Below are 20,930 nucleotides of genomic sequence, written 5' to 3'. Positions count from 1 at the left end.
AAAAATTAAATAAAAAAGATGTTACTTAATAGTAACATCTCTTGTTATTATAATTTATTCATCTTCCTTTTCTATATCATCATCTTCATTTTTTTCTATATGATGAATAGTAATTTTTATTTTATCAATACATTTTTCTTTTACACCTAAAATTTCAAAAGATATATTTTTATAATCTATTGATAGTTTTTCATTTTCTTCTGGAATTTTTCCAAGTAGATTTATAACAAAACCTGATACAGTATCAAACTCTTCATTATCAAATTTTAAATCAAGCTCATAATTTAAGTCATCCATAGAATAAAGACCATCTACTATATAATTATCTTCATCTATTTTTTCTAATTTAGGTTCTGCTTCATCATGTACTTCTTCTATAGAACCCATAATCTCTTCTATTAAATCTTCCATAGTTACTATACCAGAAAATCCACCATACTCATCTATAAGTAAAGCTATAAATATTTTTTTCTCTTGAAACTCCTTAAATAAAACATCAATATTTTTATTTTCAAGAATAAAATATGGCTTTTGCATAATATCTCTAATATTTACATTTTCAAAACCTTTTAATCTAGCTTCTATTATAAAATCTTTTATATATAGAATACCTATTATATTATCTTTATCTTCTTCATATATTGGAACTCTTGAATGACGAGTTTCTAATAATTCATCAATATATTCACTTAAAGGTTCGTTAATATCTATACAATATACATTTTTTCTTGGTGTCATAACTTCTCTAGCACATTTATCATCAAAAGACAATACAGATGTTATCATCTCTTTTTCTGTTTCATTAAATACACCATGTTTTTCTCCAATTTCTATTAAAGATTTAATTTCCTCCTCTGAAACTCTCTCTTCCATATTTTTTAAATTCATACCTAATACTTTTAAAACAAAATTTGTAAAGAAAGATAAAAGTTTTATAAAAGGTAAAACTATCTTTGAAATTAGATATACAATTCTTACTGCAAATAAACTCATAGTTTCTGCTTTTTGTAGAGCTACTCTTTTAGGAACTAATTCTCCAAAAACTAAAGTAAAGAAGGATAAAATAATAGTTACAAGAATAAGAGCTATCTCTTTACTGTAAGGAATATTAAATAACATAAGCCAATTTGCTACAATATATGAAAAATTAGTAGCTGCTGAAGCACTGGCAAAAAATCCTGATAAAGTAATAGCTACTTGTATAGTTGATAAAAAGTTTGTTGGCTCTTCTAAAAGTTTTAGAATAAGTTTAGCCCTTTTATCTCCTTTTTCAGCAATCATGTTAATTTTGTTTTTATTAACAGACACCATAGCCATTTCGGTACAAGCAAAAAAAGCATTAACCAAAGTTAAAAACACTAAAAATAATAAATTTGAAATCATCTGTCCTGACGTGGGAACTTCCATTTAAAACCTCCTAAAAAATTTATTTGATGATATAATATCATATTCCTTAACTAAAAACAAGTAGCAATTCATTTAGAAAATAAATGTTTGGATTAAAAAATATAAAAATAGTTGATTTTTAAAAATTATATTGTATAATAGTACTAAGATGATATTTTTTAATCATCTATATTCACATATAATAATTTACTCAAGCATAAAAGGAGTGTGTATACTATGATGATAATTAACAAAAAAAAAGAAATTGTAAAAAAAATAATAAAACAATTTGAAGAAGAAAAAGCTCTTAGAGAAAGTTTATATCCTAAACAAATAGAAGAAGATTTTCAAAAATATAGAGAATATATAAAAAGATGTAGATAACTATTGAATTATTTTTAAGAATATGTAATAATATTATATAACAATAAAATAAATAAAGGAGAATTAAAAATGGGATTTTTTGATTTTTTAAAAGGTAAAAAAAATACTAAAATTGTAGAAATTTATTCACCACTTGCAGGAAAAGTTATTCCATTAGAAGAAGTTCCAGATGAAGCTTTTTCTCAAAAAATGATAGGAGATGGATGTGCTATTGACCCATTACCAGGTGCTATTTACTGTCCTGCAGATGGAGAAGTTGATATATTTGAAACTAATCATGCTATCAGTGTTGAAACTCCTAGTGGATTAGAATTAATTGTACACTTTGGAGTAGATACTGTAAAATTAGATAAAAAAGGATTAACAAGAGTTGGAGAATTAGGTGGAAATAAAAAAGGGACTAAATTAGTTGAATACGATTTAGATTTTATAAAAGCTAATGCCCCTTCAGTAAAAACTCCTATTATAATTACAAGTATGGATATGGTTGAGTCTATTGAAGTTGTAGCAAAAGGAGATGTACAACCTGGAGATTTATTAATGAGAGTTACTTTAAAATAAATTTTCAAATAGCTTTTCAAAAGAAGAATCAATTTTTTCTGATTCTTCTTTTTTTATCAATATAAGAAAAAGGAGATAGATGTGAATAGTATAGATTTAATAAAAAAATTAAGTGATACTGAGGGAATATCTGGATTTGAAGATAAAGTACTAGAAATTATAAAAGATGAAATGAAAGATTATTATAATATAGAAAAAGATTCTATGAATAATTTATATATAAATAATATTGTTCCCGAAGAGAGAAAAAAACCTGTGATTATGTTAGAAGCTCATTCAGATGAAGTTGGATTCATGGTTCAATCAATAGAGGCAAATGGACTTTTAAAGTTTATTCCAATAGGTGGATGGAGCTCTCAACAAGTACAAGCTCATAAAGTAAAAGTACAAAATTCTGATGGGAAATATATAAATGGTATAATTTCTTCTGTACCACCTCATTTTTTAAAAAATGATGGAAAAACAGAGCTTAAAGATATGTTTATAGATATTGGAGCTTTTTCATATGAAGAAGTTAAAGAAATATATAAAATTGAAATAGGTGCTCCTGTTATTCCAAATGTAATTTGTGAATACAATGAAACTTCAAAATTATTCTTAGGAAAAGCTTTTGATGATAGAATAGGTTGTGCTATAATTACAGAAGTAATGAAAGATATAAAAAATGAAAATTTAGATGTAGATGTTGTAGGAGTTATCTCATCACAAGAAGAAGTTGGATTAAGAGGAGCTATAGTTAGTTCTCAAAAAGCTTTGCCAAATGTAGCTATAGTTTTAGAAGGTCCTCCTGCTGATGACACTTTTAGAAACAAATATACAAGTCAAGGTGGAATAGGAAAAGGGGTTCAAATAAGACATATTGACCCTACAATGATAGCTAATCCAAAACTTGTAAAATTTATAAAAGATATTGCTAAAAAATACAGTATAAAATATCAAGAAACTGTTAGAGAAAGTGGTGGAACTAATGCTGGAAAAATTCATTTAGAAAATTTAGGAATTCCAACAATAGTTTTAGGTGTTCCTGTAAGATATGCTCATTCTCATCATAATTTTGTATCATTAAATGATTATCAAGAAACTGTTAAATTAGTTAAAGCAATAGTAAAAGAATTAAACGAAAATATTATTAAAAATTTTTAACTTAGGAGGAAAGTAATGAATATCTATGAAGAAGCATTAAAATTACATGAAGAACATAAAGGGAAAGTAGCAATGGTTTCAAAAGTACAAGTAAATGATAGAAAAGATTTATCACTTGCTTATACTCCAGGAGTAGCTGAACCTTGTAGAAAAATAGCTGAAAATAAAGATAATGTTTATAAATATACTTCTAAAGGAAATACAGTAGCTGTTATAACAGATGGAACAGCTGTTTTAGGTTTAGGAGATATTGGACCAGAAGCTGGACTTCCTGTTATGGAGGGAAAATGTCTTTTATTTAAAAGATTTGCTGGAATAGATGCTTTTCCTATATGTTTAGACACTAAAGATACAGAAGAAATTATAAAAACTATAAAATTAATTTCTCCAAGCTTAGGAGGAATTAACTTAGAAGATATTTCTGCTCCTAGATGTGTAGAAATAGAAACTAGATTAAAAGAGGAATTAAATATTCCTGTCTTCCATGATGACCAACATGGAACAGCTATTGTTGTTACTGCTGGATTAATAAATGCTTTCAAATTTTTAAATAAAAAATTTGAAGATGTAAAAATTGTTGTAAGTGGAGCTGGAGCTGCTGGTTCTTCAATATGTAAACTTTTACATCAAATGGGAACTAAAGAGATTGTAGCTGTAGATATTGATGGAGTTTTAAATAGAGATGATATAGAAACATATAATCCATTAAAAAAAGATTTAATGAAATTCTTAAATCCTAATAACATAAAAGGTGGATTAAAAGAAGCCATTGTTGGAGCTGACGCTTTTATAGGAGTATCTGCCCCTAAACTTTTAACAAAAGAAATGGTGGCTACAATGAATAAAGACTCTGTTGTATTTGCTATGGCTAATCCAGAGCCAGAAATATTACCAGAAGAAGCTAAAGCTGGTGGAGCTAGAATAATTGGTACTGGACGTTCTGATTATCCAAATCAAATTAATAATATTTTAGCTTTCCCTGGAATTTTTAGAGGAGCTTTAGATTCAAGAGCTAGTCAAATTACAGAAGAAATGAAAATAGCTGCTGCTAAAGGAATAGCTGCTGTTATAAAAGATGAAGAATTAAGAGAAGATTATATTATTCCAGATGTATTTGATGAAAGAGTAGTAAAAGTAGTTGCTAAATCTGTATCTGATTTTGTTTTAAATACTAAATAGGTGATAGTATGAACTTCATTAAAGAATTTAAAAAGTTTGCTCTTCGTGGAAATGTTTTAGATATGGCAGTTGGGGTTATTATAGGGGGAGCTTTTAGTAAAATTGTAAATAGTATGGTAAATGATATTATAATGCCTATAATTGGAATTCTTACTGGAAAAATAGATATTTCCTCTCTTCAATTTTTAATCCCATCTAGTATAGCTGGTGGAGAACCTGTTGTTGTAAAATATGGTCAATTTTTACAAAATATTTTAAATTTCTTAATAATAGGTATAAGTATATTTTTTATGGTTAAATTAGTAAATAGACTAATAAAGAAACATGAAGATGAAAAACCAGCACCAAAACCTACAAATGAAGAGATTCTTTTAACAGAGATTAGAGATTTATTAAAAGAAAAACATAATTAAAAAGAAAAAGCTGTTGTATTTATTCTACAACAGCTTTTATTTTATAATATCTCTCTCATTTTATAAAGAATTACTCCACAAGCTATCCCTACATTTAGAGATTCAGCAGTTCCATAAATAGGAATTATAATTTTTTCATCAGATACAGCCAATATACTTTTTGATATTCCATTTCCCTCATTTCCAAATATAATAGCATTTTTCTTTTTTAATTTCATTGCTGTATATGGGATTGAATTTTTATCTAAAGCTGTAGAGATTAATCTATAGTCTTTATCTTTTAAAAACATTACCATTTCATCTTCATTCATATAATGAAGCCTTACATTAAAGATAGAGCCCATTGTACTTCTAATTACTTTTTCATTGTAACAATCTACACTACCTGTAGTAAGAATTATATCTTTAAATCCTGCAGCATCTACTGTTCTTATAATTGTTCCAAGATTTCCAGGGTCACTAACTTTATCTAAGACTACTATATTATTTTCTAGAGTATCTAAAGAATATTTTTCATATGAATATACTAATATAACTCCTTGAGAATTTTCTTGTGAACTTAATTGAGAAAATAATCCAGAAGAGAGAATATATTTTTCACATTGAAATTTTTCTAATTTATTTTCAATAAGAGATAAATCAAAGTCTTCATCTATGAATATATAATTAGGAGTAGTTATAAAATCTAAAAACTTTACTCCTTCTGCTAAAAACATTTGGTCTATCTCACGATATTTTTTTTGCTTTAATTTTTTTACTTTTTTAAAAAGAACATTGTCTTTTCCTGATATTTGTAACATAAAATCTCCTTAATTTTATTTTGTTATATTAACCCATTCACCTTTTGTAACTTCTGCTAGCATATCCACAGTTATTTTAACTGCTGAATGAGGAGTTCCACCTGCTGGATAAACTACATTAAATTCTTTTAAAGTTTCATCTAAAAATATTCTTAAATCTTTTTTCAAACCAAAAGGACAAACTCCTCCAGGCATATGCCCAGTTAATTCTTCAACTTTATCAAAAGGTATCATAACAGCTTTTTCTTTAAATTTAGCTTTAAATTTTGAATTATCAACTCTAGCAGTACCTTTCATAAGAATTAAAATACATTCTCCATTTTTTAATAAAAATCCCATTGTTTTAGCAATTTCATCCTCTTCTATTCCAAAAGCTATTGCTGCATTTTTTACAGTTCCTGTATCTTTATCTGTTTCACTTACAATAAGTGGTAAATTATTATCTAAAAAATATTTTTTTACACTTTCTAAACTCATAAATTCCTCCTATCCATTTAGCTTACAAAATATTATATCACTACTTTCATTTAAGTCAATTTTATTTTTAGAAATTTTACTAAAATTATAAAAAAACTGGTAGCAAAAGCTACCAGAATTTTATTTTTTTATCCTTTTAGTGCTAATGGCATCAAAATATAAATATAATTAGGATTATCATATTCTGTAATTCTAAACATTGATGAAGCATTAACACCTTCTACCATAGTATTTTTTGAGATATTACTTAAAAACTCTAATAAAAATTTTGTATTTAAAGACCCTTTAAAATTTTCTCCTGATTTTATCATATTAACTTTTTGACTAATCTTTCCTTTTCCTGAATGTGATTGAATTGTTAAAAGATTATTCTTAAAATCAAATATAGCTCCATATTTTGCTTCGTAACTTGTTTTAGCAACAGTTATAACTTTTTTTAAAGAACTTTTTAACTCATCTGTATTAAATTCCATATTCTTATCAAAAGAATTAAAGTCTAAAATTTGACGGAAATTAGGAAAAGCTAAATCTATTGTTCTAGTAGAATAATAAGTATTTTCCCATATGAAAACTAAGTGCTTACTACTATATCCTATAATCATATCTTTATCTACATCTTTTATAATTTTTGTAAAAGAATTTATACTATCAAGAGGAATTGAATATTCTTTTTCTTCATTAGAATTATTATTTGTCTTAAAATAAGTTAATCTATATGAATCACTAGCTATAAATTCCATAGATTCTTTATTGAATAAAACTTTTATACAATTTAATGCTAAATTATCACTAGTTTGATAAGCACAAAATTTACATTTTTCAAGTGCTTCACAGAATAATTTTGCATTTATAGTAGTAATTTGATTGTATTCTTCTTTTACTATTATTGGATATATGCTGTCATCTAAAATAATAAATTCTGCTTGATGAACTATTAATGAATTATCTTTTAAATAAATTTCTATTTCTTCTTCATCTAAAAGCTTTATATATTCAAGAATAAGTTGAGATTTTACAACTACTATTCCCTCTTCTTCTATTTTTCCTTCTACAACTTTTATTAAGTTAGATTCAAGAGAAGTTCCTGTAAAAATTATATTATTTTTAGTAGCTTCTATTTTTAAACCAGCTATTATAGGTTTTATTGGATTTTCTTTTAATATAAGAGAAAAATCAGATAAAATATTTATAAATTTTTCTCTATTAATTCTAAATTTCATACTATCACCCTATATATTTATTTAAAAACCACCTTTTATTTTTTCCCAATATCTATTTTGCATTGGTAAAGTAGCAGTTGTATCTCTTAATAATTGACTATTTTTTAAATCTTCCATTTGGAATAAAGGTTTTTCTTTTGTAAGCTCTCTAGCAGGGACATTTATTGATGGAACTACTAAATAATCTGCAATCATTGCATAAACTTCTGGCTTATGGATATATTCCATAAATTTATGAGCAGCTTCTTTATTAGGAGCAGTTTTTAATACTACAAAAGAATCCAAACAGAAAATTCCACCTTTTTCAGGAACTATAAAGTCAGTAGTTTTCTTTTGCTCATCAGAAAGTTCCATATAAATATTTTCTCCATAACCTTGCACTACCCAAAAATCTCCACTAGCAAAATTCTTACCAAAAGATTCAGAATCAAATTTTGCTATATTTTGTTTCCATTTATTTATTTTTGTTTCTGCTTCTTTAAAAGCTTTTTCATCAGCTACATCTTGTGGATATCCACACATTCCTAAAGCTGCTCCCATAACCTCTCTCATATCATCTAAAAGGCTCATTTTTCCTTTTAAATCTTCCCTCTCATAAATAGAGTAATCTCTTGGATAATCTTTTACATATTTAGTATTTACTGCTATTAAAGTTGAACTTACTGCATAAGGAATTGAATAATCATTATTTGCATCAAAGACAGCCAATTTCTCTAACATTTCTTTATCTATATTTTCAAAAGTAGATATTTTTGATTTATCAATTTTATCTAACATTTGCTCTTTTATCATAATTTCTACATAATCAGGTGAAGGCATAACTAAGTCATATCCTGTTGCTCCTGCTTTTAATTTTGTAAACATCTCTTCATTTGTAGAATAAATATCCTCTACTACTTTAATTCCTGTTTCTTTTTCAAAACCATCAAAGACTTCTGTTGGAATATATTCAGCCCAGCTATAAACATGAAGAATATTGGAATTTGTCTCTTGCTTATTTCCCCCACATGACACTGTAGCCATTGCTATTGTTCCAGCCAAAAAAATTTTTGAAAATGATTTGAACATATTTTTTTTCAATTTAGACCTCCCATAAAATAAAATATTAACTAAGTTATTATACAATAATTTTTTTAAATTCACAAGTAAATAATTATTAGTTAAAAAATACTTTACAAGTTATAAAAATTTTAGTAAAATGTAATGTAAATAAAATTTTAGTTAAAGAGGTGGTTTTGTTATATGGACACGTATTCCTTGTGTTATAAAAAAATATAGTTCTCTTTATCATCAAACTTTCATGATAAAGAGATGTTTTGTTATGAAAGGTGGATTTTAAATGATACAAGTTATAAAAACTAATGAAAAAAATAAGTTAGATTATTTATACTATAAAACTGATGATGATGATATAGTTAACTATGAAATTTTAAAAGAAAAAAACACTTGGATAAATTTAACTGCTCCTACTGATGAAGAAATTGAAGCTTTGGAAATAGTGTTAGATATTCCACAAGAACATTTACGTGCAGCCTTAGATGAAGAAGAAAAATCACGTTTGGAAATAGATGGTGACATAATCTTGATTATTATAGATATTCCCATTCATAATGATGGTGATGATAAATGTTCCTTTACAACAATCCCTCTTGGTATTATACTTTTACCAGATAATATTATTACAATTACTATAGATAAATTTCCATTAATAGATGAATTTATAAAAGGAAAAGTTAAAGAGTTTTTTACTTATAAAAAGACTAGATTCATTTTACAACTTCTTTTTAGAAATACATCATATTATCTATATTATTTAAGACAGATTGGTCGTGTTAGTGATGTTGTAGAAAGTCGTTTAAAGAAAAACTTAGATAATGATGAACTTATGTTGTTACTTGAACTAGAAAAATCACTAGTTTATTTTACAACTTCATTAAAATCTAATGAAGCTGTTTTAGATAGAATTATGAGAATGCAACTTGTAAAAAAATATCCAGATGATATGGAGCTTCTTGATGATATAATTATTGATACAAAACAGGCTATAGAAATGGCAAGTATTTATACTAGTGTCTTAAGTAGTACAAGAGATGCTTTTTCTACCATTATGTCAAATAACTTAAATAATGTTATGAAAAGACTTACATCAATTACAGTTGTTCTAGCTGTTCCTACTATTATTTCGGGAATATGGGGAATGAATGTATTAGTTCCATTTGGTGAAAGTAATTTTGGATTTTTAAGTGTGATTATTATATCAATTGTTCTTAGTTTTCTAATAGCTCTTTGGTTATCAAAAAATAAAATGTTATAATTAATAAAATAGCTGGAGATAATCTCCAGCTATTTCATTTTATAAGTTCTATTTTCTATTTTATATTTTTTTAAAAAATTATCATAAATTCTTAAGAAATATCCTGTTATAAATATAGGAAATAAAAATATATAAATAGATATTTTTAATAAATATTTATAAAAAATATTTTTTTTCATAAAATTCTCCTACTACATTTGTTTATTTAATTTTTTGACAGCTTTTAACAATAATTTGTTGGTATTAATTTTTTCAAACATACTTAAAAACCAATTTAATTGTTCTTCATTTATATCTAAATTTTCCATTATAAAATCTTCTAATTTTTTTATTTCTTCAGGAAATAGATTTATTTTAGTAGAATCATTTATTTCTCCAATAGTTTTTCCTCCGCCAAAATAAATAAGTAGTCTCTTCCAATTATCCATTAAGTCTACTTTTCTTAAAAGCATAATAGAAGTATAATTTAGTTCAGGGATATTTACATATCCTTTTCTTCTAAGAAAATTTCTGATTTCAGAACTATCTTTTTTAGTTTCTTGTAAAACTTCTCCTGCTTTTTTCATATTCATAACTTTGGGAAGTTTTGTTACTTTTCCTTTTGTCCTTAGATACTTAGATAAAGGTACAACTTTAGAAACATTATAAAATTCTACAGCAAATTCATTAAATGTAAATATATCTGGGACTTCTCCTTTTTCTATATAGTCTATATACTTATCTAATTTATTAAAGTCAACCATTAAAAGCTCTCCTTACCATGTAATTTATAAGGTATATTATACACTATATAATAAAAAAATCAAAGGAAAATCTATTTTTTAATCTTTAAATCCTCTAAAAATTTTTTATCTTCTTTTGAAACTCTAAAAGATTCTTTAATTTTTTGTATAGTTTTATTATATGTCCACACATCAAAAGTTTCTCTTTTTTCAATTAAAAAATTTAAAGTTTTTTCTCTCTGCTTTACAAAAAGCTCAGACAGTAACCAAGCTAAACTTATATTTACATAGTATTCATCAGATTTTATCTTTTCACATATATCAAGAACTATATCTATATATTCATCATCTGTATAATAACTTAGAAGAGAGACTAATTCTATTCTTATAAGCCAAGGATTTTTAGATTTATAAAAATTTTTTATAAATTTAAAATATTCTTTTTTATATTTTTTTATAAATTTATAACTTCCTATAGGACAATCACATAAATTCCAAGAATCTACATATTTTTCAAAATAATCTTTTAGATAATTTTCCAATTCATTATAAGGAAGTTTTAAATAACTTAAGACTAATCCTCTTATTAACTTTTCTTCATATGTATTATTAATATCAAGCTTTAAAAAATTTTTATAATCTCCTTTAGAAATATCTTTAGCTATCTTTTTTATAATAGGAGTTTTCAATCCAATACAAGTATCTACTGGAATATTAAGAACTTTGCAATGTCTTCCTATATCCCAATTTTTTTCTTTTTTTATGTGTAAAAACTTAATAAACTCTTTATAATTTTTTTGATTCCAATCTATATTTATTAAATCTAACTCTTTATCCTCTGTTTCCATATTTTCCATAGCTTACCTTCTCGAAATTTATATTTTTTTCTGTGTAACTAGTTTTTTCTTCATCAGGATAACCTAAAGCTATTAAACATAATACCTGATATTTTTCAGGTGTATTAGTAAGTTTTCTAAAAACTTCTTCTGATGGCTTTCCATCTACACTTTGTCTTTCTTTTAAATGACACCAACAACTTCCAAGCCCTAACTCATGTGCTTTTAATTGTATAACATAAGCAGCAATAGAAGCATCTTCTACCCAAGTCATAGCTTTTTCTCCATCACAAATCACACCTATACAAGCTTGAGCAGTTTCTAAAAAACCAGCTCCAGAACTTTTTATCCCAATCAAAGATTTTACATCTTTTTCATTATCAAATACCACAAATTCACAAGCTCTAGCATTATGACCAGTAGGAGATACCAAAGCAACTTTTAATAATTCATCTAATTTTTCCTTTTCTATAGGAATATTTTTATATTTTCTAATACTTCTTCTTCCATAAAAATCCATAAATTCCATCTCCTTTAAAATTTAATCTATTCTTTAGACTAACTTTGTACTCTTATTGTTAAAGAAAGAAAATATAATTTTATTTATTAATAATTTTATGATACAATAATATATATTGTATTTTGGAGAGTAAAATGAATAGAGAAAGTAATATATATAAAGAATATAATGCCTTTAAAAATTATATTTTAACTTTAGAAAAAAAGGAAATTTTTAACAGAGCATTTGAAATTAATTTTTATACTGAAGTTTATAACTATATAAAATATCTTGATGATGAGAATATAAAGCTATATCATATAGATTCTCTTGAGATATGGAAACTTTTTAATTTTTATACTGATAGTGATTTATACAGTATAGAATCTCAAAAGGAAATTTTAATTCTTATAAATGCCTATAATAAATATAGAAAGGAAAAAAAATGAGATTAGATAAATTTTTAACTGAATGTGGTTTAGGAAGTAGAAAAGATGTAAAATCTTTAATTGAAAGTAAAAAAATATCTGTTAATGATAACTTTAAAATTTCTCCAAAAGATAATATCAATGAAAATGAGGATACAGTAAAAGTAAATGGAGAAATTCTTACATATAAAAAATTTAGATATTATATTCTAAATAAAAAAGCTGGTTTTATAACTGCTGTAGATGACCCAAGAGAAAAAACGGTAATGGAACTTTTGCCAGATTGGGTTATAAAAAAAGACTTAGCTCCAGTAGGGAGATTAGATAAAGATACAGAAGGATTATTACTTCTTACTAATGATGGGGTGCTTAATCATAAATTACTTTCTCCTAAAAGTCATGTTGAAAAAACATATATGGTCATATTAGAAAAAGATATATCAGAAGAAGATTTAGAAAAATTAAGAAATGGTGTTGATATAGGTGGATATATAACAATGCCAGCAAAAGCTATAAAAATAGAAGATAAAAAAATTCATTTAATCATAAAAGAGGGAAAATTTCATCAAGTAAAAAAAATGTTAGAAGCTGTAAACAATAAAGTTATATATCTATATAGAATTTCTTTTGGAAAATTAGAAATAGGAGATTTAAAAATTGGAGAAGTAAAAGAAATATCTTTAGAAGATATTATATAATAAATATAATTAAGAATAGGACTTTTTATAATATGTAGTTTTTAATATAAATTATTTAATTTTTCTTAAATAAAAATTATTTTTGTAAATTATTAATTTTATATTTATACATTGATAAAAAAATTAAAGATATAAATTAATTATTAAAATTTAGAAAAATAAAAATATATAATTTTTATAAAAAGTCCTATAGATTAATATATAAAAGAGGTGTTGTTTTTGGATTTAATAGTAAAAGAAAAAAATGAAGTTTCTGTTCGGCGTAGAAAAAAAAGAGAAAAAGAAAATAGAAAATCCATATTTGAAATCTATCGTAGTGAAAAAACTATGAAAGATTATTTTTTTTATTTGAATGATTTTTTACTTTTTGTTTATGACAATGGAGAACCTATACAAAATGATGAAGTTTTAGAACTTATGTCTGATATAACAGAAGAAGATGTAGAAGATTATCTTTCTCATTTATTATATGAAAGAAAACTAAAAAAAACATCTGTTAATAAAATTATGTCAGCCCTTAAATCTTTATATAAGGAGTTAGAAAAATATAATGTTCTTAACCCTTTAAAACATATAAAGCTTTTTAAAACTTCTAGAAACTTAGATAACATTTTAAAAGTATCTTACGAAGATATAAAAAATATTTTAGCTAATTACAAAGTTTCTGGAGAAAAGGAATATAGAAATACCATTATTATGTATACACTATTTTATACAGGAATGAGAAGTCAAGAATTATTAAATGTCCGATATAAAAATATACTTAAAAGAGATAATGATTACTTTATAAAAATTGAAAAATCTAAAAGTGGTAAGGAGTTATATAAACCACTTCATAATATTCTTGTAGAAAAACTTTTAGAATTTAAAAATTATATTATGAATATGTATGGATATTCAGAAGAGGAGTTAGAAGAGAGATATGTTTTTTCTAGTTCTTATGAAAAAAACTCTCAACTTTCATATAAAGCTCTCTATAATATAATTCAAGATATGGGAAAAGTTATAGGATTAAATATAAGCCCACACAATATAAGACATGCAATCGCTACGGAACTTTCTTCTAATGGAGCAGACTTAATAGAGATTAGAGATTTCTTAGGACATTCAGATACTAAAGTAACAGAGATATATATCAATGCAAAATCTTTACTTGATAAGAAGGTTATATCTAAAATCCCTGATTAAATAAATATAAAAAATAATAGGACTTTTTATACTATATTTTTGTTTTTTAATTTATAAAGGATTTTAAGATATTTTTATTTTTTAATTAGTATTATATAATCTTTAAGTTAAATTATATATTTTTATGCAAAATTAAAAACTTATAAAAATAATTTTTATTTTTATAATAATAAGTGGATTTATTAAATTAGATATAATTAACATTATATTGAGTTAAATTATTTAACTTACAAAAATAATTTTTATTTTTATAATAAAACAGTTAAATATTCTATATAAAGTCCTATTATTAAAAATATTTATATATACACAAAATAAAAAAAGGTATTACAAATTAATCAACTTTGTAATACCCTATTTTTTTATTTTATATATCCCAACTCATAGAAAAATGATGGCAACTCTTTTTCCCAAGAAGTTTCATCATGTCCACCACTAACCATTAAATGAGGAAAAACTTTAGCTCCTTTTTCTGTAAACATTCTACTTATTATTAGATTTTTTTCAGTTCCTATAGCAAGATTTTTAGCTCCTGCAAATTCTCTTTTTCCCCAACTTATATATATAGTAGTATCAGAATTAAAAGACGTATTTTCTATATCTTTAACAAGTTTTCCAAATATATAATCATAAAAAGGCGAAACACAAGCAGCTTTTGAAAAAACATCTGACCTAGTTGCTATTCCATAAACAGACATTAATCCTCCCATTGAGCTTCCACCTATACCAGTAAATTCTCTTTCTGGTAAAGTTGGAAATTTAGAATCAATATATGGCTTCAAAACATCTGCTATCCAATTAGTAGTTTTTTTACCAAGACCTCTTACTTTTCCCCATTCTTCATCAGTAAAAGAGTATGGAGAAAATTCACATAATCTCATATTTCCTTCATGATTACATTCTATACCAACTATAATTATTCTTCCATTAACAGAATCTAAAAAATCTTTTATACCCCAAGATTTTCCATATGTAGCATCTGTATCATAAAAAAGATTATGTCCATCAAACATGTACATAACAGGAAATCTTTCTCCCTCTTTTATATTGTCTGGTAAATAAATATGTAAAAGTCTATTTGTTTTAAAAGGTTTTATAAAAATTTCCTCTTTGATAATCATAAATCACTCCTTACAATATATGACTTAAAAAATATGGAAGTTGAACTCTCCACCATGGCCAATCATGGTCAACATCATATCCCCAATAATCTATCCAAGCTGGAACTTGTAATCTTTCAAGATTTTCTTTCATATAGTTTGTATCTCTAATACATTCTTCTTCCCATCTACCTTGTCCTACACAAATTACAATTTTAGAATTTCTATATATATCTAGATATGGATGATTCCAAGGCATATTTCTTAAAAACTCAACAGGTGAATTATTATAAATTAGTTCATTAAAATGGTTTGGAAAAAAGAAGTTTGCATCATATAATCCACTTAATGATATAACACTATCAAATACATCAGGACGACGGAAAAAGAAATTTGCTGAATGATACGCTCCCATACTACAACCTGTTGTTAAAAATTTTCCATAATAATAATTTCCAGAAGTTTCACCATAAATTTCTCTAAATCTTGGAATAGCTTCATTAATTATATAATTAAACCATTTTTCATGTTGTTCTATTCTTTGCTGATAATCTCCATTTTTTCTAGACCAACTTTCTAAATCTATGCTATCAACACAAAATAGTTGAATTTTCCCCTCTTCTATATAATTTTTTATACATTCAACCATTCCAAATCCTTCATAATCAAAAAATCTTCCATCTTGAGCTGGAAAAACTACACATGGTTTTCCACTATGTCCATAAACTTTAAATTCCATATCTCTTCCTAAAAAATGGCTATATTCTTTATAATAAGCTATATACATATTCTCTCCCCCTTTTTCTAGTATTGTTTTAGATAATCATTTTCAAATTCTAAGCATTGTTCTAGTGTCTCAAATCTTGCAGTAATCATATCATTTCCCATTGCTGCTGAAAATATATCAGGCATTCTTTCTATCATCACTATATTATTTTTATATTTCTCTAAAACATATTCTTTTGAATTTACATAATTATGTTCATCTCTTCTTGAAACATAAATACAATGATATGGTCTTGAATCAACATCAAATTTTCCTTCATCAAAACAAATCATATTTGCCCAAACTTGATAAACATCTATATTATTAGCGAAATTCATCATATCAGGAGTATATCCTCCAGGTGGACGCATATTAACTTCTAATCCTACTATTTCTCCTTTGTTTCCTAATCCTGGTTTATCTTCTAAAAGTCTAAAGAATTCACAATGAAAAAAACGACTATTTGTATCAAAAGTTTGAACAGTTTTTCTTCCTGCCTCTTTTAAATCTTCTGGTATAATTCTATAAGAATAGTAAGTTACATCTTTTTTCTCATTTACAATATCCATAATAGGTGTAGGATAAGCATGAGCTGTTTCAAAAACTATTTCTTTTTTACTATTTACTATACCATCATATGAAAGTAATTCTCCATTTATAAATTCTTCCATTATATATTCTATATCTTTATCATAAGTTTCATAGAAAAAATTAAATTCTTCATCACTATCAAGTCTATAAGTAGCAGCTGCTCCAACTCCATTATTTGGTTTTACAATTACAGGATAGCTTACTTCTCTAATAAATTCTAAAGAATTTTCATAATTATCAACTATATGATAACGAGCTGTTTTAACTCCTGCCATAGCATAAAATTCTTTCATTTTACTTTTATATTTTATACCAGCTATCTTATCATTTTTTAATCCTGTGTTTACATTAAAATCTGTACGAAGTCTAGCATCTCTTAATAACCAATATTCATTGTTACTTTCTATCCAATCAATTTTTCCATATTTAAAAGCAAAGAAAGCACAAGCTCTATAAACTTCATCATAATTTTCTAATGATGAAACCTTGTAATATTCATTAAGAGAATTTTTTAATTCTGGAGATAAACTGTCATATTCTGCATCCCCAATCCCTAATACATTAACACCATTATTTTTCAATCCTCTACAAAAATTCCAATAACTTTTTGGAAAATTTGGAGATAAAAATATAAAATTCATCACCCTCACCCCTTTTTATTAAATATTAACATATATTATCATATATTTTTGGTATATTCAATATATTTTTTTATAACTCTATTAAAAATTACAATAGTTTTCTATTATAACTTTTATTTATATTACTCATATATTTTCTAAAATATATTTTTTAAGTTTTATATTGACTTTTATATAAATAAGTAGTATAATGCACAAAAGTAAATAAGCTAGAGGATAGAGGTTGCAATTTTCAAGAGTAATCTAAATGTAAAAAGTTGATGGACTGTTGTTTAGATAAAAGGGAGAATTGCCGAAAGGATTATAATCATCAAATAATTCTTGGGCTATTATAAAATATATAATAGACTGTCACAAATTTGTGGAGAGCTATCAAAGTATATTAGTTTTGTTATTATCATTACACTAATTGCATATAACTCATTTTTGTGAAGCCTCATTTTATTTGTGGCTTTTTTTATTTGTTAATATTAAATTTTTATAAATATGGAGGGTTTTATGAAAAAAAGTTTTATTAGAAGCATTCTTATATGCTCAATGTTTTTACTGTTATCTAGTTTTAGTTTTGCTGGAGAAGAAGGATATCAACCAGCACTTTATTCTACATTTTGGTCTTTAGTTCCACCTATAGTGGCGATAGTTCTTGCACTTATAACTAAAGAAGTTTATAGTTCACTATTTATAGGAATTACTGTTGGAGGTTTATTTTATTCTGGTTTTACTTTTGAAAGAACGGCTACTCATATTTTACAAGATGGTTTTATTTCAGTTCTTTCTAGTAGTTATAATGTAGGAATTTTAATTTTCTTAGTTGTACTAGGAACTATGGTTTGTCTTATGAATTCAGCTGGTGGTTCATTAGCTTTTGGATTATGGGCTAGTAAAAAAATAAAATCTCGTGTATCAGCTCAACTTGCTACAATATTACTAGGATGTTTAATATTTGTTGATGACTATTTTAATTGTTTAACTGTTGGAAGTGTTATGCGTCCTGTTACTGATAAATATAATGTATCTCGTGCAAAACTTGCTTATATTATAGACTCTACAGCAGCTCCTGTATGTATTATAGCTCCTATTTCTTCATGGGCAGCAGCAGTTACAGGATTTGTTCCTGGTGAAGACGGATTTTCAATATTTATTCAAGCGATTCCTTATAACTTTTATGCTTTACTTACAATATTTATGTTAGTAACTTTAGTTATTTCTAAAATAGATTATGGACCAATGAGAATTCATGAAGAAAATGCTTTAAATGGAGATTTATTTACAACTGCTGACCGTTCATTTGTTACAGAAGAAGTTCAAGAAAATAAAAAAGGTTCTGTTTTAGATTTAGTAATTCCTATTGCTTTATTAATTATTTGCTGTGTAATTGGAATGATTTATACTGGAGGATTTTTCAGTGGAGCTACATTTGTTGAGGCATTTTCTAGTAGTGATGCATCTCTAGGTCTTTCTTTAGGAAGTATTTTTGCAATGATATTTACAATTATTATTTATTCATTAAAAAGAGTTTTAACTTTCCATCAATGTATGGGATGTATTCCAGAAGGATTTAAAGCAATGGTTCCAGCAATTATAATTCTTACTTTTGCTTGGACTTTAAAAGCTATGACTGATAGTTTAGGAGCAGCTCCTTATGTAGCTCACTTTATGGAGACTTCAGCAAGTTCTTTAATGAATATGTTACCAGCAATTATATTCTTAGTTGGTTGTGGACTTGCTTTTGCTACAGGAACTTCTTGGGGAACATTTGGAATTTTAATTCCGATAGTTGTTGCTGTTTTTGAAGGTGACCATCAAATGATGATAATAGCAATTTCTTCTTGTATGGCTGGGGCTGTTTGTGGAGACCATTGTTCTCCAATTTCTGATACTACTATAATGGCTTCTGCTGGAGCTCAAAGTAATCATGTAAATCATGTTTATACTCAATTACCTTATGCTTTAACAGTAGCTGCTGTATCTTTTGTTTCTTATATTATAGTAGGATATACTAGAAGTTTATTCTTAGCTCTTCCTTTTGGAATGATAGCTCTTGCAGTTATTTTATTAATAACAAGAAAAAAACATATCTAATTTAATAAAAATTAAAAAAAATGTTGATTATAATTAAATCTTATAATCAACATTTTTTTCATTACTAGATTTTATTAAAAAAATATGTTAAAATATTTTGGATTTAAAATTACAATTGTTTTTATGGAGGAAAAATGTTAAAAAAAATAATAATTTAACTGAATCTAATGAGTTATTTAAAATAGATGGAAAACCTTCTTTTTTAGAAGCTCTACCACTTGCTTTTCAACATATTGTAGCTATGTTTGTAGGAAATGTTGCTCCTATATTAATTGTTTCTAGAGTTGCCAAATTAGATCAAAATATTATTACAATTTTAATTCAATGTTCTATGCTTACTGCTGCTATAGCTACTTTTATTCAAATTTATCCTATTAGTATTTTTGGATTACAAACAGGTTCTGGTTTACCTATAGTAATGGGAGTAAGTTTTGGATTTTTACCAACAACCTTAGCTATTTTAGCTGGTGGCTCAGAAAATTTACCTATTCTTTTTGGTTCTCAAATAATGGGTGGAATAGTTTCTATATTAATTGGTGGTTATTTAAAAAGAATAAGAAAATTCTTTCCACCATTAGTAGCCGGAACAGTAGTCTTTTCTATTGGATTATCTCTATTTCCAATAGGAATTAATTATATGGCTGGTGGAGTTGGAAGTCCTACATATGGTTCATATGAAAATTGGGCTATAAGCTTAATTGTTTTAGGAATAGTTTTATTTTTTAACCACTATACAAAAGGAATAACTAAATTATCTTCTATTTTAATTGGAATGAGTATAGGATATATAATTTCTCTATTTTTAGGAATTGTAGATTTTACTCCTGTAAAAGAAGCTTCTTGGTTTGCTTTACCTAAATTTTTTGTATTTGGAGCACCAAAATTTGAAATTGGTTCTATTATAGCTATGTCTATTATGTATCTTGTGACTGCCATTCAAGCTGTAGGAGATTTATCTGCTGTTACTTTAGGTGGAATGAATAGAGAAGTTACTGATAAAGAATTATCTGGTGGAGTTATAGGAAATGGATTTGGAGCCTTAGTTGCTTCTGCTTTAAACTCTTTTCCAACAGCAACATATTCTCAAAATGTTGGTTTAGTGGTATTAACAAAAGTTGTAAGTAGATATGTAATTGGAATAGCTGCCTCTTTCTTATTGATAGCAGGATTTGTTCCAAAATTTGGAGCTTTAATAAATACAATTCCTTCTGCTGTAATTGGTGGTGGAACTATAACTGTTTTCTCTATGATAAGTATGACAGGAATACAAATTATCAGCAAAAATGGAATTACAGGAAGAACAATGATAATAGTTGGATTATCTGTAGCTTTAGGTTCTGGAATTGGGCAAGTTCCTCAAGCTATAGCTCAATTTCCACAAATTATAAAATTAATATTTGGTTCTAGTGTTGTTATGTCTACATTACTTGCTTTATTATTAAATCTTCTCCTTCCTAAAGAAGAAGAAAAAAAATAAAAATAGGAGCTATTTTATTAGCTCC

General features: G+C 25.8%; 23 protein-coding genes and 1 riboswitch. Of the genes, 11 read left to right on the top strand and 12 right to left on the bottom strand.

Going from position 1 to position 20,930, the window contains the following annotated elements:
• Positions 1–54: 54 nt before the first annotated feature.
• Positions 55–1,407: a hemolysin family protein gene (locus T364_RS0108350; RefSeq protein ID WP_027129183.1), complete on the bottom strand. Its 1,353-nt coding sequence runs from the start codon at positions 1,405–1,407 to the stop codon at positions 55–57.
• Between the two features lie 216 nt (positions 1,408–1,623).
• Between T364_RS0108350 and T364_RS11165 the strand changes: the two genes are divergently transcribed.
• From T364_RS11165 to mscL, 5 genes are all read left to right on the top strand, one after another.
• Entirely contained in the window at positions 1,624–1,770 is a 147-nt protein-coding gene (locus T364_RS11165) for a hypothetical protein (protein WP_158413633.1), read from the top strand.
• Positions 1,771–1,839: 69 nt separating this feature from the next.
• On the top strand, positions 1,840–2,331 hold the full coding sequence (locus T364_RS0108340) for a PTS sugar transporter subunit IIA (protein ID WP_027129182.1): 492 nt from the start codon (positions 1,840–1,842) through the stop codon (positions 2,329–2,331).
• Positions 2,332–2,412: 81 nt separating this feature from the next.
• Positions 2,413–3,474 carry a M42 family metallopeptidase gene (locus tag T364_RS0108335; protein WP_051532701.1) on the top strand — a complete coding sequence of 354 codons (1,062 nt, stop codon included), beginning with the start codon at positions 2,413–2,415 and terminating at the stop codon, positions 3,472–3,474.
• A 15-nt stretch (positions 3,475–3,489) separates the two neighbouring features.
• Positions 3,490–4,653 (top strand): NAD(P)-dependent malic enzyme, encoded by a 1,164-nt coding sequence (locus tag T364_RS0108330; protein WP_027129180.1) that lies wholly within the window; start codon positions 3,490–3,492, stop codon positions 4,651–4,653.
• Between the two features lie 8 nt (positions 4,654–4,661).
• Positions 4,662–5,066, top strand: coding sequence for a large-conductance mechanosensitive channel protein MscL (gene mscL / locus T364_RS0108325; protein WP_027129179.1), 405 nt, complete (start codon positions 4,662–4,664; stop codon positions 5,064–5,066).
• Between the two features lie 41 nt (positions 5,067–5,107).
• Here the strand turns inward: mscL and T364_RS0108320 are convergent, their stop codons facing one another.
• From T364_RS0108320 to T364_RS0108305, 4 genes are all read right to left on the bottom strand, one after another.
• Positions 5,108–5,866, bottom strand: a complete 759-nt coding sequence (locus T364_RS0108320; protein WP_027129178.1) for a TrmH family RNA methyltransferase — start codon at positions 5,864–5,866, stop codon at positions 5,108–5,110.
• 15 nt (positions 5,867–5,881) lie between these two features.
• A complete protein-coding gene (locus T364_RS0108315) occupies positions 5,882–6,343 on the bottom strand; it encodes a YbaK/EbsC family protein (RefSeq protein WP_027129177.1) in 462 nt (153 codons plus the stop codon).
• A 128-nt stretch (positions 6,344–6,471) separates the two neighbouring features.
• Positions 6,472–7,563 (bottom strand): DNA polymerase III subunit beta, encoded by a 1,092-nt coding sequence (gene dnaN / locus T364_RS0108310; RefSeq protein WP_027129176.1) that lies wholly within the window; start codon positions 7,561–7,563, stop codon positions 6,472–6,474.
• Positions 7,564–7,584: 21 nt separating this feature from the next.
• Positions 7,585–8,631: an extracellular solute-binding protein gene (locus T364_RS0108305; RefSeq protein ID WP_035945667.1), complete on the bottom strand. Its 1,047-nt coding sequence runs from the start codon at positions 8,629–8,631 to the stop codon at positions 7,585–7,587.
• 271 nt (positions 8,632–8,902) lie between these two features.
• Between T364_RS0108305 and T364_RS0108300 the strand changes: the two genes are divergently transcribed.
• Positions 8,903–9,877 carry a magnesium transporter CorA family protein gene (locus T364_RS0108300; RefSeq protein WP_051532700.1) on the top strand — a complete coding sequence of 325 codons (975 nt, stop codon included), beginning with the start codon at positions 8,903–8,905 and terminating at the stop codon, positions 9,875–9,877.
• Positions 9,878–9,906: 29 nt separating this feature from the next.
• Here T364_RS0108300 and T364_RS11160 read toward each other — a convergent pair whose 3' ends face one another.
• The 4 genes from T364_RS11160 to T364_RS0108280 all read right to left on the bottom strand — a co-directional run bounded on the left by T364_RS11160 (position 9,907) and on the right by T364_RS0108280 (position 11,955).
• On the bottom strand, positions 9,907–10,056 hold the full coding sequence (locus tag T364_RS11160; RefSeq protein WP_158413632.1) for a hypothetical protein: 150 nt from the start codon (positions 10,054–10,056) through the stop codon (positions 9,907–9,909).
• Between the two features lie 12 nt (positions 10,057–10,068).
• Entirely contained in the window at positions 10,069–10,620 is a 552-nt protein-coding gene (locus tag T364_RS0108290; protein ID WP_027129173.1) for a hypothetical protein, read from the bottom strand.
• A gap of 71 nt (positions 10,621–10,691) precedes the next feature.
• Positions 10,692–11,456, bottom strand: a complete 765-nt coding sequence (locus T364_RS0108285) for a DNA alkylation repair protein (RefSeq protein WP_051532699.1) — start codon at positions 11,454–11,456, stop codon at positions 10,692–10,694.
• Positions 11,431–11,955, bottom strand: a complete 525-nt coding sequence (locus T364_RS0108280; protein WP_027129171.1) for a nitroreductase family protein — start codon at positions 11,953–11,955, stop codon at positions 11,431–11,433. The genes T364_RS0108285 and T364_RS0108280 overlap by 26 nt, the downstream gene beginning before the upstream one ends.
• A gap of 134 nt (positions 11,956–12,089) precedes the next feature.
• On the opposite strand from T364_RS0108280, the gene T364_RS0108275 reads away from it, so the two are divergent.
• From T364_RS0108275 to T364_RS0108265, 3 genes are all read left to right on the top strand, one after another.
• Positions 12,090–12,383 carry a hypothetical protein gene (locus tag T364_RS0108275; RefSeq protein ID WP_027129170.1) on the top strand — a complete coding sequence of 98 codons (294 nt, stop codon included), beginning with the start codon at positions 12,090–12,092 and terminating at the stop codon, positions 12,381–12,383.
• Positions 12,380–13,060, top strand: coding sequence for a pseudouridine synthase (locus tag T364_RS0108270; RefSeq protein ID WP_027129169.1), 681 nt, complete (start codon positions 12,380–12,382; stop codon positions 13,058–13,060). The genes T364_RS0108275 and T364_RS0108270 overlap by 4 nt, the downstream gene beginning before the upstream one ends.
• A gap of 219 nt (positions 13,061–13,279) precedes the next feature.
• The gene (locus tag T364_RS0108265; RefSeq protein ID WP_027129168.1) at positions 13,280–14,248 is read left to right on the top strand and encodes a tyrosine-type recombinase/integrase; all 969 of its coding nucleotides are present in this window, start codon (positions 13,280–13,282) and stop codon (positions 14,246–14,248) included.
• 362 nt (positions 14,249–14,610) lie between these two features.
• On the opposite strand, the gene T364_RS0108260 is transcribed toward T364_RS0108265, so the two are convergent.
• The 3 genes from T364_RS0108260 to T364_RS0108250 are packed head-to-tail and all read right to left on the bottom strand — an operon-like array spanning position 14,611 to position 17,346.
• On the bottom strand, positions 14,611–15,369 hold the full coding sequence (locus tag T364_RS0108260) for an alpha/beta hydrolase (RefSeq protein ID WP_027129167.1): 759 nt from the start codon (positions 15,367–15,369) through the stop codon (positions 14,611–14,613).
• Between the two features lie 10 nt (positions 15,370–15,379).
• Entirely contained in the window at positions 15,380–16,135 is a 756-nt protein-coding gene (locus T364_RS0108255) for an esterase family protein (RefSeq protein ID WP_027129166.1), read from the bottom strand.
• 17 nt (positions 16,136–16,152) lie between these two features.
• The gene (locus T364_RS0108250; RefSeq protein ID WP_027129165.1) at positions 16,153–17,346 is read right to left on the bottom strand and encodes an ATP-grasp domain-containing protein; all 1,194 of its coding nucleotides are present in this window, start codon (positions 17,344–17,346) and stop codon (positions 16,153–16,155) included.
• A gap of 209 nt (positions 17,347–17,555) precedes the next feature.
• Positions 17,556–17,726, top strand: a riboswitch (Lysine riboswitch).
• A 118-nt stretch (positions 17,727–17,844) separates the two neighbouring features.
• Between T364_RS0108250 and T364_RS0108245 the strand changes: the two genes are divergently transcribed.
• Together T364_RS0108245 and T364_RS0108240 are read left to right on the top strand one after the other, a co-directional pair.
• On the top strand, positions 17,845–19,428 hold the full coding sequence (locus T364_RS0108245; RefSeq protein ID WP_035945585.1) for a Na+/H+ antiporter NhaC family protein: 1,584 nt from the start codon (positions 17,845–17,847) through the stop codon (positions 19,426–19,428).
• A 97-nt stretch (positions 19,429–19,525) separates the two neighbouring features.
• Positions 19,526–20,905 carry a uracil-xanthine permease family protein gene (locus T364_RS0108240; RefSeq protein WP_245596695.1) on the top strand — a complete coding sequence of 460 codons (1,380 nt, stop codon included), beginning with the start codon at positions 19,526–19,528 and terminating at the stop codon, positions 20,903–20,905.
• Positions 20,906–20,930: the final 25 nt, after the last annotated feature.

It is taken from the genome of Fusobacterium perfoetens ATCC 29250, from assembly GCF_000622245.1.
In the GTDB taxonomy this organism is placed as follows: Bacteria; Fusobacteriota; Fusobacteriia; order Fusobacteriales; family Fusobacteriaceae; genus Fusobacterium_B; species Fusobacterium_B perfoetens.
Note: the sequence above shows the minus strand (reverse complement) of the source record. Positions and strands in the feature narration are given on the sequence as shown.